This window comes from Mesorhizobium sp. M0239 (genome assembly GCF_040321815.1).
In the GTDB taxonomy this organism is placed as follows: Bacteria; Pseudomonadota; Alphaproteobacteria; order Rhizobiales; family Rhizobiaceae; genus Mesorhizobium.
In genome coordinates this window covers 55,122-80,462 of sequence record NZ_JAMYSG010000020.1, presented here as the reverse complement: position 1 = coordinate 80,462, position 25,341 = coordinate 55,122, and the positions used below count along the sequence as shown (strand labels likewise).

The 25,341-nt window shown below is 62.6% G+C and carries 25 protein-coding genes and 1 pseudogene; 14 read left to right on the top strand and 12 right to left on the bottom strand.

Translation table 11 applies throughout. The annotated features are described in order from the left end of the window. Positions 1-321: 321 nt before the first annotated feature. From NKI99_RS21415 to NKI99_RS21395, 5 genes are all read left to right on the top strand, one after another. A complete protein-coding gene (locus NKI99_RS21415) occupies positions 322-1,350 on the top strand; it encodes an amino acid ABC transporter substrate-binding protein (RefSeq protein WP_352611852.1) in 1,029 nt (342 codons plus the stop codon). A 63-nt stretch (positions 1,351-1,413) separates the two neighbouring features. Next, positions 1,414-2,601, top strand: coding sequence for an amino acid ABC transporter permease (locus NKI99_RS21410; protein WP_128305379.1), 1,188 nt, complete (start codon positions 1,414-1,416; stop codon positions 2,599-2,601). 9 nt (positions 2,602-2,610) lie between these two features. Next, positions 2,611-3,768, top strand: a complete 1,158-nt coding sequence (locus tag NKI99_RS21405) for an amino acid ABC transporter permease (protein WP_127289116.1) — start codon at positions 2,611-2,613, stop codon at positions 3,766-3,768. An 81-nt stretch (positions 3,769-3,849) separates the two neighbouring features. Continuing rightward, positions 3,850-4,599: an amino acid ABC transporter ATP-binding protein gene (locus NKI99_RS21400; RefSeq protein WP_031213892.1), complete on the top strand. Its 750-nt coding sequence runs from the start codon at positions 3,850-3,852 to the stop codon at positions 4,597-4,599. 110 nt (positions 4,600-4,709) lie between these two features. Next, the gene (locus tag NKI99_RS21395; protein ID WP_352611851.1) at positions 4,710-5,378 is read left to right on the top strand and encodes a TIGR02117 family protein; all 669 of its coding nucleotides are present in this window, start codon (positions 4,710-4,712) and stop codon (positions 5,376-5,378) included. A gap of 224 nt (positions 5,379-5,602) precedes the next feature. Here NKI99_RS21395 and NKI99_RS21390 read toward each other — a convergent pair whose 3' ends face one another. Continuing rightward, positions 5,603-6,844 (bottom strand): FAD-dependent monooxygenase, encoded by a 1,242-nt coding sequence (locus NKI99_RS21390; RefSeq protein ID WP_352611850.1) that lies wholly within the window; start codon positions 6,842-6,844, stop codon positions 5,603-5,605. A gap of 19 nt (positions 6,845-6,863) precedes the next feature. Further along, positions 6,864-7,109: a zinc-finger domain-containing protein gene (locus NKI99_RS21385; protein ID WP_023814125.1), complete on the bottom strand. Its 246-nt coding sequence runs from the start codon at positions 7,107-7,109 to the stop codon at positions 6,864-6,866. A gap of 246 nt (positions 7,110-7,355) precedes the next feature. On the opposite strand from NKI99_RS21385, the gene NKI99_RS21380 reads away from it, so the two are divergent. Further along, positions 7,356-9,557: an RNA degradosome polyphosphate kinase gene (locus NKI99_RS21380; RefSeq protein WP_352611849.1), complete on the top strand. Its 2,202-nt coding sequence runs from the start codon at positions 7,356-7,358 to the stop codon at positions 9,555-9,557. Beyond that, positions 9,557-11,092: an exopolyphosphatase gene (gene ppx, locus NKI99_RS21375; protein ID WP_352611848.1), complete on the top strand. Its 1,536-nt coding sequence runs from the start codon at positions 9,557-9,559 to the stop codon at positions 11,090-11,092. Before NKI99_RS21380 ends, ppx begins: the two co-directional genes overlap by 1 nt. Positions 11,093-11,327: 235 nt before the next feature. Here ppx and NKI99_RS21370 read toward each other — a convergent pair whose 3' ends face one another. The 4 genes from NKI99_RS21370 to NKI99_RS21355 form a co-directional block, all read right to left on the bottom strand. Further along, entirely contained in the window at positions 11,328-11,732 is a 405-nt protein-coding gene (locus NKI99_RS21370; protein ID WP_352611847.1) for a DoxX family protein, read from the bottom strand. 157 nt (positions 11,733-11,889) lie between these two features. After that, positions 11,890-12,309, bottom strand: coding sequence for a DoxX family protein (locus tag NKI99_RS21365; RefSeq protein WP_127289105.1), 420 nt, complete (start codon positions 12,307-12,309; stop codon positions 11,890-11,892). Between the two features lie 235 nt (positions 12,310-12,544). Next, positions 12,545-13,942, bottom strand: coding sequence for a class II fumarate hydratase (fumC, locus tag NKI99_RS21360; RefSeq protein ID WP_352611846.1), 1,398 nt, complete (start codon positions 13,940-13,942; stop codon positions 12,545-12,547). A 275-nt stretch (positions 13,943-14,217) separates the two neighbouring features. Next, positions 14,218-14,691, bottom strand: coding sequence for a cupin domain-containing protein (locus NKI99_RS21355; protein WP_023814131.1), 474 nt, complete (start codon positions 14,689-14,691; stop codon positions 14,218-14,220). 111 nt (positions 14,692-14,802) lie between these two features. Here NKI99_RS21355 and NKI99_RS21350 point away from each other — a divergent pair, with 111 nt between their 5' ends. After that, the gene (locus NKI99_RS21350) at positions 14,803-15,801 is read left to right on the top strand and encodes a LysR family transcriptional regulator (RefSeq protein WP_352611845.1); all 999 of its coding nucleotides are present in this window, start codon (positions 14,803-14,805) and stop codon (positions 15,799-15,801) included. Here NKI99_RS21350 and NKI99_RS21345 read toward each other — a convergent pair. From NKI99_RS21345 to betI, 3 genes and pseudogenes are all read right to left on the bottom strand, one after another. Further along, a complete protein-coding gene (locus NKI99_RS21345) occupies positions 15,786-16,544 on the bottom strand; it encodes an SDR family NAD(P)-dependent oxidoreductase (RefSeq protein WP_352611844.1) in 759 nt (252 codons plus the stop codon). The two genes, NKI99_RS21350 and NKI99_RS21345, sit on opposite strands and share 16 nt — an antisense overlap. 385 nt (positions 16,545-16,929) lie before the next feature. Continuing rightward, positions 16,930-17,292, bottom strand: a pseudogene (locus NKI99_RS21340) (IS1 family transposase); the annotation flags it as partial. 56 nt (positions 17,293-17,348) lie between these two features. After that, the gene (gene betI / locus NKI99_RS21335; RefSeq protein ID WP_352611843.1) at positions 17,349-17,996 is read right to left on the bottom strand and encodes a choline-binding transcriptional repressor BetI; all 648 of its coding nucleotides are present in this window, start codon (positions 17,994-17,996) and stop codon (positions 17,349-17,351) included. Positions 17,997-18,079: 83 nt separating this feature from the next. Here betI and choX point away from each other — a divergent pair, with 83 nt between their 5' ends. Both choX and NKI99_RS21325 read left to right on the top strand, forming a co-directional pair. Then, entirely contained in the window at positions 18,080-19,018 is a 939-nt protein-coding gene (gene choX / locus NKI99_RS21330) for a choline ABC transporter substrate-binding protein (protein ID WP_352611842.1), read from the top strand. Beyond that, positions 19,015-19,857, top strand: a complete 843-nt coding sequence (locus NKI99_RS21325) for an alpha/beta fold hydrolase (RefSeq protein ID WP_023814136.1) — start codon at positions 19,015-19,017, stop codon at positions 19,855-19,857. Before choX ends, NKI99_RS21325 begins: the two co-directional genes overlap by 4 nt. On the opposite strand, the gene NKI99_RS21320 is transcribed toward NKI99_RS21325, so the two are convergent. After that, complete coding sequence (locus NKI99_RS21320) at positions 19,854-20,573, bottom strand: NIPSNAP family protein (protein ID WP_245273314.1); 720 nt, start codon at positions 20,571-20,573, stop codon at positions 19,854-19,856. The two genes, NKI99_RS21325 and NKI99_RS21320, sit on opposite strands and share 4 nt — an antisense overlap. A gap of 156 nt (positions 20,574-20,729) precedes the next feature. Here NKI99_RS21320 and NKI99_RS21315 point away from each other — a divergent pair, with 156 nt between their 5' ends. Further along, positions 20,730-21,404, top strand: a complete 675-nt coding sequence (locus NKI99_RS21315) for a TetR/AcrR family transcriptional regulator (RefSeq protein ID WP_023814138.1) — start codon at positions 20,730-20,732, stop codon at positions 21,402-21,404. Positions 21,405-21,663: 259 nt separating this feature from the next. Here NKI99_RS21315 and NKI99_RS21310 read toward each other — a convergent pair whose 3' ends face one another. After that, a complete protein-coding gene (locus NKI99_RS21310; RefSeq protein ID WP_031213898.1) occupies positions 21,664-22,239 on the bottom strand; it encodes a hypothetical protein in 576 nt (191 codons plus the stop codon). Positions 22,240-22,296: 57 nt separating this feature from the next. On the opposite strand from NKI99_RS21310, the gene NKI99_RS21305 reads away from it, so the two are divergent. Then, positions 22,297-23,427, top strand: coding sequence for a metallophosphoesterase (locus NKI99_RS21305; protein ID WP_352442936.1), 1,131 nt, complete (start codon positions 22,297-22,299; stop codon positions 23,425-23,427). Positions 23,428-23,484: 57 nt separating this feature from the next. Here NKI99_RS21305 and NKI99_RS21300 read toward each other — a convergent pair whose 3' ends face one another. Next, positions 23,485-23,664, bottom strand: coding sequence for a CsbD family protein (locus NKI99_RS21300; protein ID WP_023814141.1), 180 nt, complete (start codon positions 23,662-23,664; stop codon positions 23,485-23,487). A gap of 195 nt (positions 23,665-23,859) precedes the next feature. Between NKI99_RS21300 and NKI99_RS21295 the strand changes: the two genes are divergently transcribed. Further along, on the top strand, positions 23,860-24,513 hold the full coding sequence (locus tag NKI99_RS21295; protein WP_023814142.1) for a glutathione S-transferase family protein: 654 nt from the start codon (positions 23,860-23,862) through the stop codon (positions 24,511-24,513). 425 nt (positions 24,514-24,938) lie between these two features. Continuing rightward, a complete protein-coding gene (locus NKI99_RS21290) occupies positions 24,939-25,148 on the top strand; it encodes a cold-shock protein (protein ID WP_010915421.1) in 210 nt (69 codons plus the stop codon). Positions 25,149-25,341 lie beyond the last annotated feature (193 nt).

The following is a 25,341-nucleotide window of genomic DNA, read 5'->3' as shown; positions in this document are numbered from 1 at the left end:
TGGATTTCGCTGCCGCAGCCCGTATTGGCCCGGCGTTGGCGTTGCATGAGATTTGCCGCCTTTATTAGCCCTGCTGGCTAAATCGCGGGCGTGTTTGTCTGTAAATCGGGCATTTGCGGCAATCGGTTTTCAAACTCTTTGGGTTTCGGTCATTTTCCTTGACCTCACAGGAATTATCGCCTTCGATGACATTTGTGAACGGGAGGCGGCGCGTCGGTTACGATGCGGGGTTCCGGGATGGGCCGGGATGGGAGCCGCGTTCACACGGGAGAAAAAAATCAGGATTTACTCCTGAAAAACAGAGAAAAGGGTCTGTGGGTCATGAAACATATTGCTATCGGCATTCTAGGCGCCGCCACGCTTGGATTGATGGCGTCCGCCGCGTCGGCGGCCACGCTCGACACCGTCAAGGCGAAGGGCTTCATCCAGTGCGGCGTCTCCACCGGCCTGGCCGGCTTTTCGGCGCCGGACGACAAGGGTGACTGGCAAGGCATCGATGCGGATTTCTGCCGCGCTGTCGCGGCCGCCGTCTTTGGTGACGGCTCCAAGGTCAAGTTCACGCCGCTCAGCGCCAAGGAGCGGTTCACCGCGCTGCAGTCGGGCGAGATCGACATCCTCTCGCGCAACACCACCTGGACCATCAACCGCGATACGGCGCTTGGCCTGAATTTCATCGGCGTCACCTACTATGACGGCCAGGGTTTCATGATCAACGCCAAGAAGCTGCCGGGCGTCAATTCGGCATTGCAGCTTTCGGGCGCCGCCGTCTGCGTGCAGAGCGGCACCACCACCGAGCTGAACCTCGCCGACTACTTCAAGGCCAACAAGATGGAGTACAATCCCGTCGTCTTCGAAAAGCTGGAAGAGGTCAACGCCGCCTATGATGCCGGCCGCTGCGACGTCTACACCACCGATCAGTCGGGCCTCCATGGCATCCGCCTGACGCTGGGAGCGCCGGCCGACCATGTCGTGCTGCCCGAGATCATCTCCAAGGAGCCGCTCGGACCGGCCGTTCGCCAGGGCGACGACCAGTGGTACCACATCGTCAAGTGGACCTATTTCGCGCTGCTGCAGGCTGAAGAGCTCGGCATCACCAAGGCCAATGTCGATGAGATGAAGAACTCGGCCAGCCCCGAGATCAAGCGCGTGCTCGGCCAGGAAGCCGATACCAAGATCGGTACCGATCTCGGCGTCTCCAATGACTGGGTGGTCAACATCGTCAAGGCAGTCGGCAATTATGGCGAAATGTTCGAGCGCAATGTCGGCTCGGGCAGCCCGCTGAAGATCGCGCGCGGCATCAACGCGCTGTGGACCAAAGGCGGCCTGCAATACGCGCCGCCGATCCGCTGATCGAAATGTGATCCGGGAGGCAGATCATCTGCCTCCCGGTTTCTCTTTCCAGGGGACGGTCGAATGGCATCGCAGGACGTACTTCGCGAGGAGCCCAGCCGCGGTTCCTTCATCAACGATCCGAAAATCCGGGGCATATTCTTCCAGGTGCTGGTCGTCGTGCTGCTGGTGGCGGGCGTCTGGTGGATTGCCCACAACGTCATCGACAACCTGACGCGGCTGCGCATCGCTTCAGGCTTCGGCTTCCTCAAGGGCCGCGCCGGCTTCGACATCAGCGAGAGCGCGATCGCCTATTCGTCGGATTCGACCTATGGCCGCGCGATTCTGGTCGGCCTCATCAACACCTTGATCGTCGCCATCGTCGGCATCATCACCGCGACAATCATCGGCTTCGTCATCGGCATCGGCCGGCTCTCGCAGAACTGGCTGATCAGGAAGATCTGCACCGTCTATGTCGAGGTCTTCCGCAACATCCCGCCGTTGCTGGTCATCTTCTTCTGGTATTCCGGCGTGCTGGCCGTGTTGCCGGCGCCGCGCGACAGCATCGGTTTGCCGTTCGGCTCCTTCCTCAACCAGCGCGGTTTCTATTTTCCACGCGCCGTGTGGGGCGACGGCTCATGGCTGATCTTCGTCGCCCTGCTCGTCGGCATCGCCATGGCGTGGTTCGTCGCGCGCAGGGCGCGGCAACGGCAGATGGCGACCGGCCAGCAATTTCCAGTGTTTTGGACGTCCACCGCGCTGATCGTCGGGCTTCCGCTGCTCGCCTATGCGCTGAGCGGCTTTCCCCTGAGCTTCGACTACCCGAAGCAGTCGACTTTCAACCTGGCCGGCGGCTTTCAGGTCCGGCCGGAGTTCCTGTCGCTTTATCTGGCGCTGTCCTGCTATACCGCCGCCTTCATCGCCGAGATCGTGCGCGCCGGCATCAGGGGTGTCAGCGCGGGCCAGACGGAAGCTGCCGGTGCGTTGGGCTTGCGGTCCGGATCGATCCTGCGGCTGGTCGTCGTGCCGCAGGCCATGCGCATCGTCATTCCGCCGCTGACCAGCCAGTATCTCAACCTGACCAAGAACTCGTCGCTGGCTATCGCCATCGGCTATCCGGACCTGACGGCGACCGCCGGGACGGTGCTGAACCAGACCGGCCAGGCCGTCGAAGGCGTGGTGATCATGATGGTGATCTATCTGGCCATCAGCCTCCTGACCTCGCTTGTGATGAACTGGTTCAACGCCAAGATGGCGCTGGTGGAGAGGTGAGGTAAGGACATGCAAGAACATGATATGTCCTGGGTGCGAACCGAAATGGTGCTGGCGCAGCCGGCGCCCGCCAGCGTCACCGGCCTCGGCGCATGGGTGCGCAAGAACCTGATCGCTTCTGCCGGCGACACCATTTTGACCATCGTCGGCATCGCCCTGGTGGCGATGATCCTGCCGCAAATCATCAATTGGGCGTTCATCAACGCCGTGTGGACGGGACCGGACCGGACCGTATGCGCCACGGTGGCGCAAGGCGGCATCCAGCCGGATGGCTGGACCGGCGCCTGCTGGGCTTTCGTCAACGCCAAATTCGGCCAGTTCATGGTCGGACGCTATCCCATCGAGGAGCGCTGGCGGCCGATTTTGGTCGCCATACTGTTCGTGGCACTGCTGGTGCCGATGCTTATCCCGAAAGTGCCGCGCAAAGGGCTGAATGCGGTTCTGCTGTTCTTCGTGCTGCCGGTCGTCTCCTTCGTCCTGCTGGTCGGCGGCATGTTCGGCCTGCCGCATGTCGAGACCTCGCTTTGGGGCGGGCTCTTGGTAACGCTCAGCCTGTCTTTCGTCGGCATTGCCGTGTCGCTGCCGCTCGGCATCGTGCTGGCGCTCGGCCGCCGTTCCAAGATGCCGATCATCAAGACGCTGTGCGTCGTCTTCATCGAGACGGTGCGCGGCATCCCGCTGATCACCGTGCTGTTCTTTGCCAGCGTCATGCTGCCACTGTTCCTGCCGGAGGGTGTCTCGTTCGACAAGTTCCTGCGCGCGCTGATCGGCGTGTCGCTGTTTGCCGCGGCCTATATGGCCGAAGTGGTGCGCGGCGGCCTGCAGGCGATCCCCAAGGGCCAGTATGAAGGTGCCGATTCGCTCGGTCTCGGCTATTGGCAGAAAATGTATTTCATCGTCATGCCGCAGGCGCTGAAACTGGTCATCCCGGGCATCGTCAACACCTTCATCGGCATGTTCAAGGACACCAGCCTGGTCATCATCATCTCGATGTTCGACCTGCTCGGCATCGTCAAACAGAATTTCTCCGATGCAAACTGGGCAACCGCGCAGACGGCGAGGTCCGGCCTGATCTTCGCGGCCTTCGTCTTCTGGCTGTTCTGCTTCGGCATGTCGCGCTATTCAATGTACACCGAACGCCGGCTCGACACCGGCCACAAACGCTAAACAAAAGAACAAGGGGATCCCACTGCCATGGCCACCGAAAATGCCGTCAGCGCCGAAGAGATCAAGGTCAACGCCGCAAAGATGCAGATTTCCACCACCGATGTCGCCATCGACATCATCGCCATGCACAAATGGTATGGCGAGTTCCATGTGCTGAAGGACATCAACCTGAAAGTGATGCGCGGCGAGCGCATCGTCATCTGCGGCCCCTCCGGCTCCGGCAAATCGACGATGATCCGCTGCATCAATCGCCTGGAGGAGCACCAGAAGGGCAAGATCATTGTCGACGGCAAGGAATTGACCAACGATCTCAAGAAGATCGACGAGGTGCGCCGCGAGGTCGGCATGGTGTTCCAGCACTTCAACCTGTTCCCGCATCTGACCATCCTGGAGAACTGCACGCTGGCGCCGATCTGGGTGCGCAAGACGCCGAAGAAGCAGGCCGAGGAAATCGCCATGCATTTCCTCAAGCGCGTCAAGATTCCGGAACAGGCCAACAAATATCCCGGCCAGCTTTCCGGCGGCCAGCAGCAGCGTGTGGCGATTGCCCGCTCGCTGTGCATGAACCCGCGCATCATGCTGTTCGATGAGCCGACCTCGGCGCTCGATCCGGAGATGATCAAGGAAGTGCTGGAGACCATGGTTGGTCTTGCCGAGGAAGGCATGACCATGCTGTGCGTCACCCACGAGATGGGCTTCGCCCGCAAGGTCGCCAACCGTGTGATCTTCATGGATCAGGGCCAGATCGTCGAGCAGAACACGCCGGCCGAGTTCTTCGACCACCCGCGCCACGAGCGCACGAAGCTGTTCCTGTCGCAGATCCTGCACTAGGCCTCGACGGCCACGAAGAGCCCGGCTGAAACACTGCCGGGCTCTTTTGCGTATGGGATAACAGGCGGGCGTTCGTGTCGCGCCGGAGCGCGTTTGCAGGGCCGCCTTTCATGAAAAGACTGGGACGTTTTCTAGGTCTTCTGTTGGTTGTCGTCGCACTCGCCATGACGACGGGCACCTTCGTGCCACGGCCGCTGTGGCCGGCGGCCGCGGCCATGCCCGCGGCGACGCGCCACATCCTGGTGCTGAACAATCCGATCCACACCGATATCGCCATCCCGGTCGATGACGCCGTGCGCCGGCGTTTCCATTTCCTGGTCGACGCGGGCATACCGGCCGACAGGCCGGAGGTCCGCTACATCGTCTTCGGCTGGGGCGGCCGCGCCTTCTACCTGGAGACGCCGACATGGTCCGAGCTGAAGGCGGTGCCGGTGATGAAGGCACTGACACTCGACGCCTCGGTCATGCATGTCGATGTCGCCGGTGACATCGTCGAACCGCGCCCTGATATCGCGGGGTTCGACATCACCGAGGATCGGTTCACGGCGTTGCTCGATTTCATCGATGCGAGTTTCCAGCGGGGACCGGAAGGCCCGATCCTCGTTCCGGACGCAGCCTATTCGAGGTTCGACGGCTTCTACGAAGCCAATGGCCATTTCAACGCACTGGTCGGCTGCAACACCTGGACGGCGGCGGCCTTGCGCATCGCCGGCCTGCGCACCGGCTGGTGGAACCCGCTGCCTGTATCGCTCGGCCTGTCGATGAGCTTGTACAATTAGCGTGGGTATTCCGCGAATTGGCGTCGCGTTCCTTCACACCCCCCTCTGTCCTGCCGGACATCTCCCTCGCAAGGGGGGAGATTGGCAGTTGCGACGCCTCACTTCCCCTCGCGACGTCGGTGATTGGCGAAAGCAGTGGTGATGGCTGATCTCCCCCCTTGCGGGGGAGATGTCCGGCAGGACAGAGGGGGGTGCTGTCCCACCAACCGATTGTGCTTGTACGCTCAGCGTCGAATGATCTTCTGAGCCTGCCACCCATAGAGCCAGTCCAGATCCGCCGCGAGCTTTTCCGACGAGCGCATTTTCAGGAACAGATTGCGCGCGATCGCCACTGGACCCGAGGCATGCCAGGCCAGCCGGTTGACAGCGCCGCGTCGGGCGACCTGCGCGACACGCGGCCGCCGTGACTGCTCCCAGCCGGCAAGCGCGGCCAGAGGATCGGCGGGGAAGTCGGCGATGATATCGGCTAGCGTCGCTGCATCCTCGATCGCCATGGCCGCACCTTGCGCCGCGAACGGGGTCATCGCATGCGCGGCGTCGCCGATCAGCGCAATGCCGTTCGGTGTTGTCCAGGGCTGTTGCGGGTCGACAGTATGGATTGGCCACGCCGTCCACGGGCCGGCCTGCTCGACCAGACGGGCAAGTTCTGCCGCGGTGCCGCGCAGGGCGCTGCTCAGGATCCCGGCGTCGGCGTTGCCGGACCAGCCCTCGGCAATGCGGTCGCCCTTGGTGAAGGCCGCGAGATTGAAGGCCGCACCCTTGCTGACGGGATAGGCGACCATATGGAAGCCGGGATGCAGGAAGGTGGTGACGCAGTCCCTGGCGCCGATGGCGGCAAAGCTCTGACCGGCGGCGCTCTCGGCCGCGACGGTGGCGCGCCAGGCCAGTTCGCCGGAGAAATGGTTTCTTGGCGAAGCCGACCCCTTGGCCGAATCGACAAGTGCGCTCACCGACGACCAGACGCCATCGGCCCCAACCAGCAGGAAACCCTCCGCCTCGACGGTTTTGCCACCGATCTCGGCCGTCGCGGTGATGCCATGCGGGCCGGTGTCAACGCCGCTGATGCGGGCGCCGGTGGTGAGATGGATATCCGGTATCTCGGCAGCGCGCGCGGTCAGTGCGCGCTGCAGATCGGCCCTGTGCGCGACGAGATAGGGTGCCTGCCAGCGCGTTTCGGCGGCTTGCCCCAGCGGCACGCACGCCAGTTCGCGCAAGGTCGCGGCCTCCTTCAACACCACGGCTTCCGGCCGCACCGCTGCCGGCAGCAGCCGGTCGAGCACGCCAAGCTGGCGAAGGATGCGTGTCGCGTTGGGAGAAAGCTGAATGCCGGCGCCTGCCGCTTCCAGGCGCTGCGCCTGTTCGAACACCCGAACAGGGTAGCCGCGTTCGGCGAATGCAAGGGCTGCGGTCAATCCGGCGACACCTGCCCCGGCGATGACAATTTGCCGGGAGCGCGTGTCGGTCATCGGGCTGGTCGCGAAAGACTCAGGCGGCCTGATCGATGTAGATGCAGCCGGCCGGCAGCGTTTCGGTTGCCTTCAGCTTCGGCGAATAGCGGTAGAGCGTCGAGCAATAGGGACAGACTTTTTCGTTGTCGTCGCCCATGTCCAGAAACACATGCGGGTGGTCGAAAGGCGGATTGGCGCCCGTGCACATGAATTCCTTCACGCCGATGTCGATTGCCTGATAGCCCGCATCGTTCTGAAAATGGGGAATGGAACCGCCTGCCATCGTCGTCTCCTTAACGCAGTCTCGTCTGCATCTGGATCATATCAGGCCTCTTTGCAAGTTCGATGAAATGAAACTGTCGCAAAAGCCTGTCAGAGGATAAGTTAAGCCGGTTAACGCATGGCCCCGAAGACCGACACCGGTTTTCGGCAAGGACCATGCGTCGCCTTGGAGTGGTAGAGCGTCCTTTGCGCGTCCTGAATGACGCGCGGCGCTTTAGCTGGCTGACGGTGTGGAAGAGCGGGAATCATGAACGAACTGAAGCCGGTGCAGAACGAATTCGTGGATGTCGAGGTGGCCCGCCCGGAGGGCGGCAATCCGGACCGGTTTGTCAACCGCGAGTTTTCCTGGCTGCAGTTCAACCGGCGCGTTCTCGAGGAGTCGCTCAACCTCAATCATCCGCTGCTGGAGCGCGTCCGCTTCCTGTCGATCTCGGCCGCCAATCTCGACGAGTTCTTCATGGTGCGCGTCGCCGGCCTCGCCGGCCAGGTGCGCGAGGGCATCACGCTGAAGAGCCCTGACGGCCGCACCCCCGAACAGCAGCTCGAACAGCTGCTGCGTGAGGTCGAGCGGCTGCAGGAAGACCAGCAGAAGAGCCTTTCGGCGCTCACCGTGCTGCTCAACAAGGAAGGCATCGAGAGCATCACCCGCGATGCGCTGACCAAGGACGAGAAAATCTGGCTGGAAGACCATTTTCAGGAGCAGGTTTTCCCGGTACTGACCCCGCTGTCGATCGATCCGGCGCACCCGTTCCCGTTCATTCCCAATCTCGGCTTCTCGATGGCGCTGCAATTGCGCCATCGCAAGAACGGCGAGGAGATGAGCGCGCTGCTGCGCCTGCCGGTGGCGCTGAAGCGCTTCATCCGTCTGCCGGACCGCAAGCATCATGTCCGCTTCATCCCGCTGGAAGAGGCGGTCGGCCTCTATATCGGCAAGCTCTTCCCCGGCTACGAGGTCAAGGGCTCCGGCACGTTCCGCATCATCCGCGACAGCGATATCGAGGTCGAGGAGGAGTCCGAGGACCTCGTGCGCCTGTTCGAAACGGCGCTGAAGCGGCGTCGGCGCGGTTCGGTGATCCGCATCGAATTCGACAGGCTGATGCCTGGCGAATTGCGCGACTTCGTCGCCGGCGAGCTTGGCGTGTCGTCCAGCCGCATCAGCGTCTTGACCGGTCCATTGGCGCTCAGCCAAATTTCCGAGATCGTCGCCGTTCCCCGCGACGACCTGAAATTCACGCCCTACAATCCGCGTTTTCCCGAGCGCATCCGCGAGCATGGCGGCGATTGTTTCGCCGCCATCCGCGAGAAGGACATCGTCGTCCATCACCCCTACGAATCGTTTGACGTCGTGGTGCAGTTCCTGCGCCAGGCGATGGCCGACCCGGAAGTGGTGGCGATCAAGCAGACGCTTTACCGCACCTCCAACGACAGCCCGATCGTGCGTGCGCTGGTCGACGCGGCCGAGGCCGGCAAGTCGGTCACCGCGCTGGTCGAGCTCAAGGCGCGCTTCGACGAAGAAGCCAACATCCGCTGGGCGCGCGACCTGGAGCGTGCCGGCGTGCAGGTCGTGTTCGGCTTTCTCGAACTGAAGACCCATTCGAAAATGTCGCTGGTGGTGCGGCGCGAGGACGGCAAGCTGCGCAACTACGTGCACCTCGGCACCGGCAACTACCATCCGGTAACGGCGCGCATCTACACCGACCTGTCCTTCTTCACCACCGATCCGACGATCGCCCGCGATGTCGCCCAGCTCTTCAATTTCATCACCGGCTATGCCGAGCCGACGGACGAAATGCGGTTGGCGATCTCGCCGTTCACGCTGAGAAGCCGCATCCTGAAGCACATTGCCGACGAGATTGCCTACGCGGTCCAGGGGAAACCGGCGCGCATCTGGATGAAGATGAACGCACTCGTCGATCCGATCATTATCGACGCGCTCTACGATGCCAGCCGCGCCGGCGTCGAGGTCGACCTGGTCGTGCGCGGCATCTGCTGCCTGAGGCCGCAGGTTCCGGGCCTGTCGGAAAACATCCGCGTAAAATCGATCGTCGGCCGTTTTCTCGAGCACAGCCGCATCTATTGCTTCGGCAACGGTCATGGCCTGCCGTCGGACGAGGCGATCGTCTACATCTCCTCGGCCGATCTGATGCCGCGCAATCTCGACCGCCGCGTCGAAACCATGGTGCCGATCACCAATCCAACTGTGCATGAACAGATCCTTGGCCAGATCATGCTGGGCAACATCATGGACAATCAGCAAAGTTTCGACGTATTGGCTGATGGAACCTCCCGGCGCGTCGTGCTGGAGGAGGGCGAGGAACCGTTCAACGCGCAGGAATATTTCATGACCAATCCGAGCCTGTCGGGACGGGGTGACGCGCTGAAGTCGCATGCGCCCAAGCGCATCGCGCAGTTCAAGCGCCGCAAGAAGAACGCAGCAGCGTCCGGCTGATGCTGTCTGATTCCCAGGGCCGGCTGCAGGACCGCCGACCGCTGTCCATCATCGACATCGGATCGAACTCGATCCGTCTCGTCGTCTATGAGGGGCTGGCGCGTTCGCCGACCATGCTGTTCAACGAAAAGATGCTGGCTGGTCTGGGCCGGGGCATCGTTTCGACCGGCAAGCTCGACCCCGAGGCGGTGACGCGCTCGATGGAGGAGTTCCGTCGCTTTCGTGCGCTTTCCGACCAGGCCGGCGCCGAGCATATGTATGTGCTGGCCACCGCCGCGGCCCGCGAGGCGGTTAACGGCCCCGATTTCATCCACCGCGCCGAGGATGTGCTGAAGACCGAAATCCGTGTCATCAGCGGCCGTCAGGAAGCCTATTATTCCGCGCTCGGCGTCATTTCCGGCTTCCATCCGGCCAATGGCATCGCCGGCGATCTGGGCGGCGGCAGCCTCGAGCTGGTCGACGTCAGCGGCGAAGCGATCGGTGACGGCATCACGCTGCCGCTGGGCGGTCTGCGCCTGCAGGACATGGCGAAGAACTCGCTGGCTCAGGCGGCGAAGATCGCGCGTGACGAACTGGCGAAGGCCAAGCTGTTGAAAGGCGGGCAGGGCAGGCCCTTCTACGCCGTCGGTGGCACCTGGCGAAATCTCGCCCGGCTGCACATGGAAATGACCAACTATCCGCTTGGCGTCATGCACCATTACGAGATATCGGCCGAAAGCGCGGCGAATTTCCTCAAGCAGGTGGCCAAGGCCGAGATCGAGAAGGTCAAGGGCATCGAAGGCGTTTCCAAGAACCGCCGTTCGCTGCTGCCTTATGGCGCCGTCGTGCTGCAGGAGATCATGGCGGCGATGCAGCCGTCGAAGATCATCGTTTCGGCTCTGGGTGTACGCGAAGGCTTTCTCTATTCGCTGCTCGACGAGGCGGAGCAGAAGGCCGATCCGCTGATTTCGGCCTCGGAGGAACTCGCCCGCCTGCGCTCACGCTCCGTCGCCCATGCGCATGAGCTCGTCGACTGGACCGCCAAAACCTTTGCCGCCTTCGGCATCGACGAGACCGAGGACGAGGCGCGCTACCGCCACGCGGCCGCGTTGCTGGCCGACATCGGTTGGCGCGCGCATCCCGAATATCGCGGCAAGCAATCGCTCAACATCATTGCGCATGCGTCCTTCTTCGGCGTCGACCATCCCGGCCGTGCCTTCCTGGCAATGGCCAACGCCTATCGTCACGACGGCATCTTCAACGAAGCCATCGCCCCCGAGATCAAGGCGCTGGCGTCGCCGCGTTATCTGGAGCGGGCGCGCGTGCTCGCCGCGATGATGCGCGTCGTCTACCTGCTGACGGCGTCGATGCCCGGCATCATGCCCAGGCTGAAATGGGAACAGCGCGCCAACGGCGTGCTGGCGCTGGTCCTGCCGGCATCGCTGGCCGATCTCTACGGCGAGCGGCCGGCCGGGCGCCTGGCGCAACTGGCAAGGATAACCAACCGCCGGCTGGTGCTGGCCGTCGAGGGTGGGCCCAGTGGGTCGGTGAAATAGAGTCGGAGCAGAGCGGATTAGAACCTGCTCGGTCGAGTTTCTTCACACCCCTCTCTGTCCTGCCGGACATCTCCCCCGCAAGGGGGGAGATTGGCTGCTTCGTCGTCGGTGCTTTTTTCTTGCAACATTGAAGATTGGCGAAAGCCTGGATGACATCCGATCTCCCTCCTTGCGGGGGAGATGTCCGGCAGGACAGAGGGGGGTGCTGTCCCGTCGACGTTTCCAACCCAGTCCGTCAGGCCAAACCGCGCCCGTCGACCGACCAGGCTCCCGCGCCAGCCATCGCCAGCGCAACGAACCCGCCTGCTATCGCAATGTCCTTCATCAGCATCTGCTGGTGCAGGAAGGCGAGCATCGCGTCGCCGCCGCCCTGGCCATAGTGGCCGATGAAACCGGCGGCAATGCAGAAGGCGGCGAGCAGCAGCGCCGCGATCCGGGTCTGGAAACCGACCAGGATGAGCAGCCCGGCGATCAGTTCGAACAGTCCCGTGCCCCAGGCGGCAAGTGCCGGCAGCGGCAGGCCGAGGCTGGCGAAATAGCCTGTCGTGCCCGCAATGTCGCTCAATGCCTGGAAACCGGAAGGCACGAACAGGGCGGCGAGCAGCAACCGGGAGAGCAGGAGCAGCGCGTCGCGGGGCATGTTCACCTCCGTTGTTGGCCGCCGGCCGGCCTCGTTCCGATAGCCTCGATCCTATCAGAAAACTCCGGCCGACAGATCGGCGGGCATGTACCAACAACGAAAAAGCGGCGCGAAAATTCCGCGCCGCTCTTTCGTTCGGCTATTGCCAGTTTTTGGCTCAGCCGCGCTTGGCGTCAATCGAATAGGCACCAGCGCCCGAGGAAGCCAGCACGAGGAAGCCGCCAGCGATGGCGAGGTTCTTGAGAAACTGGATCATCTGCATCTGGTCAGCCCAACCGGTGTGGGCGACCAAGCCGGTAGCGACCGTGAAGATCGCCAGCACCCAGGCGACAATCCGGGTCTTGAAGCCGACGAGGATGGCGAGGCCGCCGAGAAGCTCGATCAGGCCGACGACAATGGCCGTTACGGTCGGCAAGGGCAGGCCGAGGCTGCCGAAATAGCCGGCCGTGCCGGTGATGGCGGTCAGCTTGCCAAAGCCTGAAAGCAGGAAGATGACGGCAAGCAGGACGCGGCCGAGGAGAATGGTGGTCGAGGCATTGGATGCGCCGGAACCGGCGACTGAAGTGTTGATGGACATGGTGGCTCTCCGGGATGGGTTGATACCGGGGAGATAGAGCAAGCCGACTGTTCACCAAAGCCACCAGACTGGCGACACATTGTTCACAGTACTTACGTTTCCGTGATCGGGCGGCCCGCGCAAAATTTGCTTCGGGTCAGGTTGCGACGGGAGTAAATTCTCCCGCGCGGAATACTGGGCTTTTGGCTGACGCAATTCCGGACGGAAAACCACAAGACATTTTTCCCGGAATTGCCTACCCCGGATGCGTCATGTCCTCCGGCCGCACCAGCCGGTCGTAATCGGCTTCGCTGACCAGCCCGGTGGCAAGCGCTTCCTCGCGCAGCGTGGTGCCCTTCTTGTGCGCGGTCTTGGCGATCTTGGCGGCATTGTCGTATCCGATGGTCGGCGCCAGTGCCGTCACCAGCATCAGCGAGCGGTCGAGTGCCGCCTTGATGTTGTCTTCGCGCGCCTCGATGCCGACGACGCAATTGTCGGTGAAGGAGACCGAGGCGTCGGAGAGTAGTTGCACCGACTGAAGGAAATTGTAGGCCATCAGCGGGTTGTAGACGTTGAGTTCGAAATGGCCCTGGCTGCCGGCGAAGGTGAGTGCTGCATTGTTGCCGAACACCTGCACGCAGACCTGCGTCAGCGCCTCGCACTGGGTCGGATTGACCTTGCCCGGCATGATCGACGAGCCCGGTTCGTTTTCCGGCAACGACAGTTCGCCGAGGCCCGAACGCGGGCCGGAACCGAGGAAACGGATGTCGTTGGCGATCTTGAACAGCGCTGCGGCCGCCGCGTTGATGGCACCATGCGAGAACACCATGGAATCATGGGCCGCCAGCGCCTCGAACTTGTTCGGCGCGGTGACGAAGGCAATGCCGGTGATGGTGGCGATGCGATCCGCCACCCTTTCGGCGAAGCCGACCGGCGCGTTGAGGCCGGTGCCGACGGCGGTGCCGCCCTGCGCCAGTTCCTGCAGGCCGGGCAGCGTCAGCTCGATGCGCTTGATCGACGAGGCGACCTGCGCGGCATAGCCCGAAAATTCCTGGCCAAGCGTGAGGGGGGTGGCATCCTGCGTGTGCGTGCGGCCGATCTTGATGATGTGATTGAACTCTCTGCTCTTGGCGGCGAGCGCCTTGTGCAGGTGCTTCAGCGCCGGCAACAGCTCGTGCACGATGCGTTCGGCGCAGGCGATGTGCATGGCCGTCGGATAGGTGTCGTTCGACGACTGGCTCATATTGACGTGGTCGTTGGGATGCACCGGCTTCTTGGAGCCCATGACGCCGCCCAGCATCTCGATCGCCCGGTTGGAGATCACCTCATTGGCGTTCATGTTGGACTGCGTGCCCGAGCCGGTCTGCCAGACCACGAGCGGGAAATGGTCGTCGAGCTTGCCGTCGATGACCTCTTGTGCCGCCTCGACAATCGTCTTGCCGATCGCCGGGTCGAGCCGCTGAAGGTCCATATTGGCTTCGGCCGCGGCCCGCTTGACGATGCCCAGCGCGCGCACGATCGATGCCGGCTGCTTTTCCCAGCCGATCTTGAAATTGCCGAGCGAACGCTGCGCCTGCGCGCCCCAATAGCGGTCGGCGGCGACTTCGATCGGGCCGAACGTGTCGGTTTCGGTTCTGGTCTTTGCAGCGGTCACGGGTCTCTCCTTGTCGAAGTCGGCAACGGCGTATCGCGTTGCACAAACGGCTTCAAGCGGAGATTGCGGGCGGCGAGGATGCAAATCGGTTGAAGGTGCGGCGCTTCTCGCCTTCTCCCCTTGTGGGAGAAGGTGGATCGGCGCGCAGCGCCGAGACGGTTGAGGGGTGGGTGACGGAGTGCCGTCGGCGCCAAGCTGGAACACCCTCATCCGACCTCTTCGCGGCCACCTTCTCCCACAAGTGGAGAAGGGAAAGAATGCGCGGTTTCGGCCTCTCACCCTAGCGGCGGACCGACAATGTCGATGCCGTTTTCTGCGCAGAGCTGCACCAGTGCCGCGATGATTTCCGGTGTTGGTTGCATCTGCGGCGGCACCTCCGGCTGTTCGGCGGGACGGCTCGCCTGACGCAGCATCGTCTCGAAATCCGAACCGCGCGTGATGGTGAGCGTACGCGCGCCTTCGCGCGATTCGACCCGGTAGGTGTGCGGCAGGCCTTTCGGCGCAATGACGGTTTCGCCGGCTTCAGCAATGCGTTCGTGGCCGTCGATCTGAAAGCGCAGTCTCCCGTCCAGGATGTGAAACACTTCGTCCTCCCTGCGATGCACATGCAGGGGCGGGGAGTCGCCATAGGGCATGCGATGCTCGACGACGCAGGTGCCGTCCTCTCCTGCCGCCGACGAGACGTGGATCGCGACAAGCGTGTTGTTGAACCAGAAGAGTTCCTTGCCTGTGATCGTGCCGGGGGTCATTGTCATGGCCGTCTGATCCTCCTGTTGCCTGTGCCTGCTGGGCCGATGACGATCTAGCCAGGGATATGCCGACAACGGAAATCGAATGATCGTATGGGGCGAATTGATGCGATGAATTTGAACGCGCTCGACCTCAATCTCATCAGGGTGTTCGACGCCCTTCTGCGGGAGAGAAGCGTTACGCGTGCCGGCGAGCAGATCGGCCTCAGCCAGCCTGCCGTCAGCGCTGCGCTCAATCGCTTGCGGCATCTCCTCAACGACCAGCTGTTCGTGCGACGGGGCAATGACATGATGCCGACGCCACGCGCCGAGAGCATGGCCGAGCCGTTACGCGTGGCGCTTCGTGAAATCGAACGCGTCTTCCACTCGGCCAAGGCGTTCGATCCGGTGGAACTGGAGCGAACCTTCACGTTCATGGGTGCGGATTTCTTTTCCATGATGCTGATGCCAACTTTAGCGGCGCGCATCGCGGGTGCCGCGCCGCGCGCGTCGCTAAGGTTTCTCGACAGCGCGCGCGGCGACGTCTCGCGGCTGCTCCAGGACGATGAAATCGACGTAGCGCTCGAGCGTCCGCTGGAGGTCTCCGACTGGGTCTCAAGCACGCCTCTGTTCCATTCACCATTCGCCATCATCGCCGCGAGCGACAACGCTGCGATCAGGCAGGCGGGGATCATGGAAGGCGAGCTTCTACCGATCGACCTCTTCTGCGAACTGCCCCATATTCTTCGTTCTATCGATGGCTCGATGTCGGGGTCCACCGACGAGGCGCTCCGCAAGATCGGACGAACGCGCCGTGTAAGCCTGACCCTGCCGCACTTTCAGGCTGTCGCATTGGCCGTGGCAACCGGAAACCACCTCTCGGCGGTTCCCAGGCAGTTCGCGGTTTGGGCGGCCAAGACCATGCCGCTCGTCATCTTCGAACCGCCACTTCCCATTGCTGTTCCTGAAATCAGGATGTACTGGCACGCGCGCCACGACGACGAGCCACCCCATCGCTGGGTTCGCGATCAGATCCTGGAGGCGGTAGGCGCACTCGGATTTGTGGAAAGCGGCGCCGCCGAAAATGCCGACGCCTGGCGTGGCGCCCGGACGGATCACCCCGCCGTATAGCCGCCGTCCACGGAAAAAATGCCACCGCTGGTCCAGGCGGCCTCTTCGCTGGCCAGATAGACCGCGATGCCGGCGAGGTCGTCGGGGCGGCCGATTCTGCCGAGCGGATAGCTGCGCTCGACATAGGCCCTCAGCTCCGCCTTTGCCTCGGCCGGCAAATTGTCGACGGTCTTGCGCCGCATGGCGGTGTCGACCGTGCCCGGCGCGATGGCGTTGACGCGGATGCCGCGCGGGCCGAGTTCGAAGGCCAGCGATTTGGTCAGCGAGTTCAACGCGCCCTTCGACAGCGAATAGAGGCTCGACGGCCGCTTCGGGATCATCTTGTTGGCGAAATAGGACGAGATGTTGATCACCGATGCGCCGGCCGCCAGATGCGGCAGCAGGCCCTGTGTGAGGAAGAACACAGCAGTGACATTCAGCGCGAAGGATTGCTGGAACTGCGCCTCGCTGACGGTTTCGAACGGCACCAGGAAAGCCACTCCGGCATTGTTGACGAGAATATCGAGAGGCCGGCCGGAATTTTTCACCTGCTCGACGACGGCTGCGATGCCGGCCGATGTGGCAAGATCGGCCGACAGCGTCTCGATATTGCCGCCGAGCTGCTTGCGGGCGGCGTCGAGCTTCTTGGTGTCGCGGCCGACGATCAGCACGTCCGCGCCCTCGCGCAAAAAGGCTTCTGCGATCGCCAGGCCGATACCGTCCGACCCACCAGTGACCAGCGCGCGCTTGTTGTGAAGTCTCATTCGACGCTCCAAGGCTGCTCTGGCCGCCGCGAGAGCACCGCATATCAGCGGGCGAGGTCAAGCGGCCAGCCTATCCGGTAGTGGGTCAGTTTGAAATCTGTCTCGCCTGAACGTGGCTCAGCAGTGAGACGACATATCGTTCCATATCAAGCCTGCGAGCGGTTCCAAGTACACTTGCCCAGGTATCCTGCGGACCGGCGCCAGAGGCGATCATGGCCGGTGCGTTGTGAAATGAATCCGCGAGCATACGAGCTCTGGATAGATCATCGGTCGCGCGAATTTCGACGAGGACGATGCAAAGAACCCTCAGGATATTTTCATTCGTGATGGGTTGAGGATCAATCAGTTGAGACACCTTTCTTTCGGTACGCCCCCGAGCCGCTGGCTTTTCGGCTTCCTTCGCCTCGATCAGCGCAACGATATCGCTAATCTCCCAAAGCTTGCCAGTCACGCCGGCGGCCATCGCGGGCGTCATGCGCATGAAGCATGAATGCGGACAAAGTTGTAATACATGAAGTGCAGGGCAACGGCGTTGGCGTGAGCTTCCACTGCCGTTGGTCAGGCGCGTGAAGCGGTGCATATGCATCCGCATAGTCCGGTTTTGGCGTTCGGCAAATGACGTGCTGACGTGCTTGATGTCTGGATTACCTTCGATCCACTCTTTCCGCGCACCAGTGCATTCGGCGGGGCTATGCACTCGATTGTCATACGCCGTCCCATACTTTTCTGTAAGCATATAGGAGTTCACGGCGGGTCACGACAACGGCATTCGCGGCATCAAATTTCAAACTGACCCACTACCGCCTATCCCACGGTATGAACTTCGGTGACGGGCTCCCGCATGGCCAGCCGGCCCGCGACATAGTTCTTGACCTGACGGACCGCCTGTTCCCGCGAGACGCTGCCTGGCTGCAGGCCGAGCCGCAGCCAAAGCCCGTCGATCAGCGCGGTGACGCCAAGCGCGATGTCGTCGGCATCTCCAGGCGAGGCGAGGCCGTGCAGGCCCGACAACAGGTTCGAGCGCATGCGCGCATGGATCACCCGCTGGATACGGGCCATCTTCTCGTCGCGCGGCACCTCGGCGCAGAGCGAAAGCCAGGCATGACAAAGAGGCGGCTGGAACAGATGCTCCTCGAAATTGCCCTCGATCACGGCATCCATGCGCTCCATCGGCGTCTGCGCCCGGCGAAGCCGCGCGATCACCGCCTGGCACAGGACGGCGTTTGCCTCGCGCATCGCGTGCTCGAACAATTCCTGCTTGTTGCGGAAATAGTGCAGCACGATGCCCTTGGAGGCACCGGCCTGCGCCGCCACCTTTTCCAGGGTCGCACCGGCAATGCCTTCGCGCTCCAGCACCGCGAAGGCCGCCTGCCGCAGCTCCTTGCGGCGGATCTCACTGAGACGCTTGAGTTTCACGGGATCGGTCCATGCATCGCGAATCCACGTTGACATTTCCGTCCGCTCAGATCAAGAATTGACCCATGGGACAATAAAAAGACCAATTGGTCAATTTGACGACAATGAGGAGAACCGAAATGTTGCGCATCCTTGCAAACGGCGTCTGTTTGGCCGCCCTCATGTTGGCCTCTCATGCGGCTCAGGCGGCCGAGGGCCAAGAGTGCAGGACGATCCGCATGGCCGAACCCGGCTGGAACGACCTTGCCTTCACCACCGGGGTCGCCAACGTCCTGTTGGAGGCGCTCGGCTATCAGCCGCAAAGCCAGGTGCTCGGCATCAACGTCATCTACGAGGGCATGAAAAACAGGGACCTCGACCTGTTCCTGGGCTACTGGGATCCGGCCATGGTCACCTATTACGAGCCCTACAAGAAGGACGGCTCTGTCGAGAATGTGCGCGTCAATCTCGTAGGTGCCAAATACACCTTCGCCGTCCCGACTTACGCTTGGGATGCCGGCGTCAAGGACATTTCCGACCTGCACAAATTCGCCGACAAGTTCGGCAAGAAAATGTACGGCATCGAGCCCGGCTCCAACCAGTTGATGATGGACGCCATCGCCGATCCCGCCTTTGGCCTGGACGGCTGGCAGGTGGTCGAGTCCAGCGAGGCCGGCATGCTGTCGGAGGTCGGCTACGAGATCAAGGAAAAGCAGTTCATCGTCTTTCAGGGCTGGGCGCCGCATCCGATGAACACGATGTACGACTTCAAATATCTGACCGGCGGCGACAAGTTCTTCGGCCCGAATTTCGGTGCCGCGACGGTAACGACGCAGGTGCGCAAGGGCTATCTTGAGCAGTGCCCGAACGTCGCGCAATTCCTCAGGAATCTCGTCTTCGACATCGATTTCGAGAATGTCGGCATGGGCTATCTGATCAATGACGGCATGAAGCCGGAGGACGGTGCGCTGAAGCCAATCATGGCGAACAAAAGCCGCCTCGACGCCTGGCTCGCCGGCGTCACCACTTTTGACGGCAAGCCGGGCCTCGCCGCGGTCAAGGAAAAGCTCGGCCTGTGAGAGCGGCCGCGCTCGATGGCTTGCCGAAGCAGGATGTGATGGCGGAGCAGGGCGCCTGGGCCAGCCGCAAGCAATTCGTCACTGTCGGCGATCTCGACATCGCCTATGTCGAGATATCGGGCGCCGAGCCGGCACTTCTGTTGGTGCACGGCTTCACCGACACCAGCCGCAGTTTTTCGCTTCTGGCGCCATATCTGGCCGGCCGCCGTCTGATCATGCCGGATCTGCGCGGCCACGGCGCCTCGCAGGCTGGCAAGAACTGCGGCATCGCCGATCTTGCCGAGGATATCGCCGGGCTGATCCAGAGTTTACAACTCGACCGACCGGTCGTCGTCGGCCATTCGCTGGGCGCCATGGTGGCTGTCGCTTTGGCTGCGGGGCACAAGGAGTTGATCGGCGGGCTGGTGGTCCTGGCCGGCACGTTGAAGCCCGATTTCGCGCCGGGTCATCCGCTGGTGGTGAGCGTCGAGGCCCTGCGAGATCCGATATCGCCGACCGATCCGTTCTATGCCTGGTGGCATGCCTGTCGTCCCGACGTGCCCGCAGCCTTTCTCACCGGCTTGGCGCAAGAGGCCTCGGCGATGCCGATCCCGCGCTGGCGCGCGATTCTCGAGGAAATCCGCCGCGCCGACCTGACCGATGCTGCGCGGGCCGTGCAGGCCCGGACGCTGATCATCGCCGGCGCCTGCGACCCGCTGTTCGGCGCGGCGCACCAGCAGGCGTTGCGGTCCGCTCTTCCTGAAGCTCTCCTCGTCCGCGCCGAGGCCTGTGGCCACAACCCGCATTGGGAAGATCCGGCCCTGGTCGCGAAGGCCATAGTCAAGGCATTTGAAGTCTAACGCCCGACCAACGATTGCGATGTGGGCGACAGCCGCAATGTCTCCGTTGGTTTGGTCAGACCAGCTTGCGCGGCCTGCCAAAAGGCCTGCCATGTCGGCGAGGCGGCGAGAGCGGCTTTGTGGCGGGCATGCGCCTCTGCGTTGTCGAAGCCGGTGACGGACATGAAGACGTTTTCATCAGCCCGCACCGGCAGGCGCGGAAAACTGTTTTCGGCATGCTCCGTAACGAAAGCGGCGAGCAGGCGTGCGTCGGCCGTCATCAGGCACGCCGTCTCAGTCTCGAAGCGAGTGGCGAAATCAGCCTCTGTGCCGGGCTGCAAATGATGAATCGCGATGACAACGATGCCGGTCAGCGGTTTGTTTTGAATGGGTTTTTCGTCATCGGCCAGGCTTGGCCGCTGCGCGCCCGCGAGGTCGAAGCCTGCGCCCGGCCACGCCGGCTTGAGCAGCAGCACATCGTCGGAATCGATCATCGTCGCATTGGCCGCATCACTGTGCGCCGCCCAGACCGGCCCGCCATAAAAAGCGGCGAGAGCATTTTTCCGCGCATCCATGCCGTCGAAGCCGCGCATCCAGACGAACATGTCAGGCCGATCGAGGTCCCGGAACTGGCCGATGACGTTCATGCCGGCGTCCTCCTGGCCCTCGATCAGCCTGCCGTCGAAGATGCCGATGAGCGTGTCGCGCCGGCCGGGCTTCAGCGTGTATTGCCGCAACTCGACGACAGGCGAGGCGAGCGCCGTGGGTTTCGGCGCGACGTTCTGGGGCAGGTTCATCCGACATTCTCCAAAACAGGGTGATCGTCCTGTTTTGTAAAACAGACCGGTTGTCCTGTTTTGTCAACATGCTAAAGTTCGGCAATGTCAGCAGAGATGACCGTCCAGCCAAAACCGCGCCCGGGAAAACGCATCAACGACCCTGAAGGCATGCGCAAGAAAGTGCTCGATGTCGCCGAGGACGCGTTCCAGGCGCGCGGCTATCACGCCTCCAGCATCGGCGATCTGATGGCGGCGGCTGATGTCAGCGGCGGAGCGCTGCATCACCATTTCCCGACCAAGAAGGCGCTGGCGCTGGCTGTGATCGACGAGCGTGTGGCGGCAGCGGTCGAAGAGACATGGATCGCGCCGGTGCTGGCGGCGGCGTCAGTGCGCGAGGGCGTGCGCTCGGTGTTCGAGGCCGTGGCGGCGGAACTGGAGCAGCAGGGGTTCGTGCGCGGCTGCCCGCTCAACAATCTGGCGCACGAACTGTCGCTTGCCGATCCCGATTTCCGCCTTGCCCTTGCCGGTATCTTTGGCGGGTGGCGGCAGGCGATTGCCGACAAGGTGCGTGCCGACCAGCAGGCGGGCAAGGACGAGGGCACGGACCCCGAACGCTTCGCCGCGCTGACGGTCGCCGCCTATTCCGGGGCGATGTCGATGGCCAAGACGGCGCAGGATGCCGGTGTGCTGCGGGATTGCCTGGCAGGGTTGGAGCGCAGCGCGCCGTCGCAGGGCGGCTTGGTTGCCAGGCGACGCAACAGGATACTGCCACGGCCGAGAATTATTTGATGTCGGCGGGACAGCACCCCCCTCTGGCCTGCCGGCCATCTCCCCCGCAAGGAGGGAGATCTGCAGCATCGGCGCTCGCTCGTACCTTCACCGGTGGAGATTGGCGAAAGCCGGTGTGACAGCCAATCTCCCCCCTTGCGGGGGAGATGTCCGGGAGGACAGAGGGGGGTGTGCAGGATCGCGACGCAGCCACTTCTCTCGACCTTGCGGCTTCGCTCTGGCTGACACGAGGGGGAAGCGAAGAAGCCTGGGCTCTTACCTACTCGGCCAGCGGCTTGATCGTCTCGTAGCCGTTGACGGATTCCGAACTGGTGCCTTCATCGTAGCGCCGCGCGAGCGCGGCTTGCAGATCGGGAGCATAGAGCGCGGTGAATGAATCCAGCGTCTCGCCGGCACCGTTCTTGAAGGTCTCCTTGACCGCCAGGACATTGTATTTGCAATCGCCCAGACGGAATGTTTCCTTGCCCTTGACGATCAGGCTCAGCGTCTTGGTGCCCTTCGGCGGCTGGTTCAGCGACAGCTCGACGAACTCTATCGTGGCCTTTGCCCCCGCCTTCAGCGGGAACAGCTTGCGCAGATCGGAAAACGGGATCATCGCCTGGCGGCCGGTGTCGCTGTCGCGAAACACCTCGATCAGGCCGGCGAACAGATATTGGGTCTGGGGCGATTGCGATTCGTAGGTGTTGGCAACCGACATCATCCCGCCGGCCACGGGCCGAAATTCGCTCTGGATGCCGGGTCTCGCCAGAACGAAACCCTTCCTGGCGGACTTGGCATCGACGCAACCGGCGGCATGCGCTTGCGCAAGCGAGACATGCCAGACCCGTGGCGTCATGTCGATGATGGCGCAGAGGCGCTGGACGACCGGCTGCTGTCCATGCTGAATCAGCAGATGATGAATCGCCGTTCGACTGGATCGCTTTCCCGACGCAACTTCCTGGTACAGGCTGCAGGATTTGCCGCGGCCGGCGCCTTGCCGCGGCCGGCCTTAGGCCAGACCGGGCAACGCGTCCAGTCGATCGACGCCACCTTCCTGTTCATCGCCGATGTCCATGCCTGCCGCATGGCGAGCGGCTTGAGCCCCAACTGCCTGCAAGAAGGCAAGACCGACGCCGCGCTGCTGCGCAACGTGGCGGTGCTGAATGCGCTTGGCGACAAGGACTGGCCGGCCGAGATCAATGGCGTCGCCACCGGCCTGCGTTCGGCCGGCAAGATAGGCGCGCCGCTCGGCCTTGTCGTCGGCGGCGACATCACCGACGATGGCGGCGGCCAGATCACCCAGCCGAGCGAGGGCACCCAACTGCTCCAGTTCAGCCAGCGCTACAGCCAAGGCGTCGGTCCGGATCGCGTGCACATGCCGGTTTATGTCGGGCTCGGCAACCATGATCTCGACCAGAACGGGCCGCCGCACCATGTCGACTGGTACCGGCGCGAACTGCGCGACTATGTCGAGGTCAACCATCGCGCCGGCGTGTTCTTCAAGCCGCCAGTGCCGGCCACCGACTATGATGTCGACACCGACTGCTACTCCTGGGACTGGGGCGGCCTGCATCTGATCCAGACGCATCGTTTCGCCGGCGATACCGGCCACGGTGCCGAGAGCAGCCTGCCATGGCTGAAGCAGGACCTGGCGACCTATGCGGCGGACGGCCGCCCGGTCGTCCTGTTCCAGCATTATGGCTGGGACACTTTCTCGGTGGAACGCTGGGATGCCGCCAGGAGCCACTTTGATGATGACGGCACCGGTGCGCCGCATTGGTGGAGCGAGGCCGACCGGCAGGCGCTGCTGGCGGCGCTCAAGGGCTACAATGTCGTCGGCATTTTCCATGGCCACCAGCACGAAACGCCGCTGATCTATCGCAGGGACGGGATCGACCTGTTCAAGCCGAAGGCTGCCTATATGGGCGGTTTCGCCCTGGCCAGGGTGACCAGCAACGGCATGGACGTGGTGCTGGGCGAGGCGATCGGCGATAATGGCGAGGTCGTGTTCACCAATGCTTTCAGCAAGGGCTGGAGCACCTGAAAAAGGCGGCCTTCGCGACCGCCTTTCCCTCGATAACAACGCGTTCCTCGATGCGGATCAGAGCGCCTTCCTGACCTTGTCCTTGACGTCGCCATAGGCCTTCTGCACCTTGCCGGCGATCCTGTCGGCCGTGCCTTCGGCCTGGGTCTGCCGGTTGCCGGTTGCCTTGCCGGCGGCTTCCTTGACCGAGCCCTTGACCTGCTTGGCCACGCCCGCGACCTGATCCTTGTTCACCATTTTTGCGCATCTCCCGGGATTTTGAATTCGAAGGAATTCATTGCGGTAGCTAACGAGCCGATGTCGGTTAGGTTCCAGGCGTCGCCCGATCGGCAGATCAGGTCGCGCGGCCGCCGCCTGGGGCAAGGTCGGTGGGCTAGGCTGTGAACACGCGTTGGCAATGGGATTTTGGAGGCCGTGCGTGCGGGGAGAAAAATGGCAGAATTTACGCTCTATATTGGCAACAAGTGTTTCTCCTCATGGTCGCTGCGGCCATGGGTGGCGATGAGGCATCTGGAGATCCCGTTCGAGGAAGGTTTCGTACGGCTGCGCACGCCTGAAACTTTTGCCAATCTGGCAAAAGTGTCGCCGACCGGTCAGGTGCCGGTGCTGAATCACAACGGCAAGATCGTCTGGGAAACCCTTGCCATCCTTGAATATCTCGCCGACCTGTTTCCCGAGAAAAAGCTCTGGCCCGCCGATATCGACGCCCGTGCGCTGGCGCGTTCGGCCGCGACCGAGATGCATTCCGGCTTTCGCGAGGTTCGCTATGGCTGGCCGATGAATTTGCGTCGGCCGAAGGGCCACAAGCCGCTTGACGCCGAGGGCGAGGCGCAACGCGCCCGCATCGAGGCGCTGTGGCGCGAGTGCCGGGAAAAATACGGCAAGGGCGGCCCGTTCCTGTTCGGCCACTTCACCGTGGCTGATGCCATGTATGCGCCTGTCGTCACCCGTTTCGATACCTATGGCGGCACGCTGGCGCAGGATACGCGCGCCTATGTCGATGCCGTGCTGGCAACGCCGGCGATGCGCCACTGGTATGCCGAGGCGGCCAGGGAGACGTGGCCGGAACCCGGCCCGGACGAATAGGATCCAAACGAAAACGCCCCTCGCACCTTTTATCGTGCGGGGGGCGTCTTTGCCATCAACTGTTATTCGATTGCTCTCATGAACTGCTGATGACACCGAATAAATGCGCGTCTGCGCAGATGGTTCCTAGATGCCGGAAAACTTTTTTCAAGTTGGCGCAAGCGCGCTGTTTGGGGTCCGATTTGCCGTCATGTCAGGTGTTTTGGCCAGGTGGTTTGGGAGAATTCCGCAGCTGTGGCTTTATGCAAATTTGACAGCGCCCCAAAAGAAGCCTATAAGCAAATCGTCGATATTTGTTTGACTGACTTTTGTTATCCGCGCTTTCGAGCGCGCCTTTGACGAACTTCCCACATCAAAAATCGGGACAAACGACGTTGTGCATCCGCATGGCGTCGAACGAATATTTGCCATGGAAAGGGTTCGTCATGAGCACCGGCACAGTTAAATGGTTCAACGCCACCAAAGGTTTTGGTTTTATTCAGCCTGACGACGGCTCGGCCGACGTTTTTGTCCACATCTCGGCCGTAGAGCGCGCCGGCATGCGCGACATCGTCGAGGGCCAGAAGCTCGGCTACGAGATGGTCCGCGACAACAAGTCGGGCAAGATGTCCGCCGACCAGTTGAAGGCGGCCTGAAAAACGAATTCAGCTCTCCCGGTGACCACGGATGTACTGGCACCGGTGAGTGGCGAATTCGGGCGCATGGCCGCGGAGACCTGAGTTTCCACGGCATATCATGTGCATAAGCAGGGCGTTCCCGTGCACCCCCGGTGCATCCTTTTGGATGTCGTCTGGTTGCGCGACGCTCTCATGGAAGGTCAGGCGGTGC

Bases quoted from the DNA above. Each gene is read 5' to 3' on its own strand.
- NKI99_RS21365 (WP_127289105.1), bottom strand. From the start codon at position 12,309: ATGTCCATCAACACTTCAGTCGCCGGTTCCGGCGCATCCAATGCCTCG.
- NKI99_RS21295 (WP_023814142.1), top strand. From the start codon at position 23,860: ATGGCAGAATTTACGCTCTATATTGGCAACAAGTGTTTCTCCTCATGG.
- NKI99_RS21290 (WP_010915421.1), top strand. From the start codon at position 24,939: ATGAGCACCGGCACAGTTAAATGGTTCAACGCCACCAAAGGTTTTGGT.
- NKI99_RS21390 (WP_352611850.1), bottom strand. From the start codon at position 6,844: ATGACCGACACGCGCTCCCGGCAAATTGTCATCGCCGGGGCAGGTGTC.
- NKI99_RS21415 (WP_352611852.1), top strand. From the start codon at position 322: ATGAAACATATTGCTATCGGCATTCTAGGCGCCGCCACGCTTGGATTG.
- NKI99_RS21380 (WP_352611849.1), top strand. From the start codon at position 7,356: ATGAACGAACTGAAGCCGGTGCAGAACGAATTCGTGGATGTCGAGGTG.
- NKI99_RS21300 (WP_023814141.1), bottom strand. From the start codon at position 23,664: ATGGTGAACAAGGATCAGGTCGCGGGCGTGGCCAAGCAGGTCAAGGGC.
- NKI99_RS21305 (WP_352442936.1), top strand. From the start codon at position 22,297: ATGATGAATCGCCGTTCGACTGGATCGCTTTCCCGACGCAACTTCCTG.
- betI (WP_352611843.1), bottom strand. From the start codon at position 17,996: ATGTCAACGTGGATTCGCGATGCATGGACCGATCCCGTGAAACTCAAG.
- NKI99_RS21310 (WP_031213898.1), bottom strand. From the start codon at position 22,239: ATGACGCCACGGGTCTGGCATGTCTCGCTTGCGCAAGCGCATGCCGCC.
- choX (WP_352611842.1), top strand. From the start codon at position 18,080: ATGTTGCGCATCCTTGCAAACGGCGTCTGTTTGGCCGCCCTCATGTTG.
- ppx (WP_352611848.1), top strand. From the start codon at position 9,557: ATGCTGTCTGATTCCCAGGGCCGGCTGCAGGACCGCCGACCGCTGTCC.
- NKI99_RS21345 (WP_352611844.1), bottom strand. From the start codon at position 16,544: ATGAGACTTCACAACAAGCGCGCGCTGGTCACTGGTGGGTCGGACGGT.
- NKI99_RS21410 (WP_128305379.1), top strand. From the start codon at position 1,414: ATGGCATCGCAGGACGTACTTCGCGAGGAGCCCAGCCGCGGTTCCTTC.
- NKI99_RS21385 (WP_023814125.1), bottom strand. From the start codon at position 7,109: ATGGCAGGCGGTTCCATTCCCCATTTTCAGAACGATGCGGGCTATCAG.
- NKI99_RS21400 (WP_031213892.1), top strand. From the start codon at position 3,850: ATGCAGATTTCCACCACCGATGTCGCCATCGACATCATCGCCATGCAC.
- NKI99_RS21370 (WP_352611847.1), bottom strand. From the start codon at position 11,732: ATGCCCCGCGACGCGCTGCTCCTGCTCTCCCGGTTGCTGCTCGCCGCC.
- NKI99_RS21315 (WP_023814138.1), top strand. From the start codon at position 20,730: ATGACCGTCCAGCCAAAACCGCGCCCGGGAAAACGCATCAACGACCCT.
- NKI99_RS21405 (WP_127289116.1), top strand. From the start codon at position 2,611: ATGCAAGAACATGATATGTCCTGGGTGCGAACCGAAATGGTGCTGGCG.
- NKI99_RS21355 (WP_023814131.1), bottom strand. From the start codon at position 14,691: ATGACCCCCGGCACGATCACAGGCAAGGAACTCTTCTGGTTCAACAAC.
- NKI99_RS21395 (WP_352611851.1), top strand. From the start codon at position 4,710: ATGAAAAGACTGGGACGTTTTCTAGGTCTTCTGTTGGTTGTCGTCGCA.
- NKI99_RS21350 (WP_352611845.1), top strand. From the start codon at position 14,803: ATGAATTTGAACGCGCTCGACCTCAATCTCATCAGGGTGTTCGACGCC.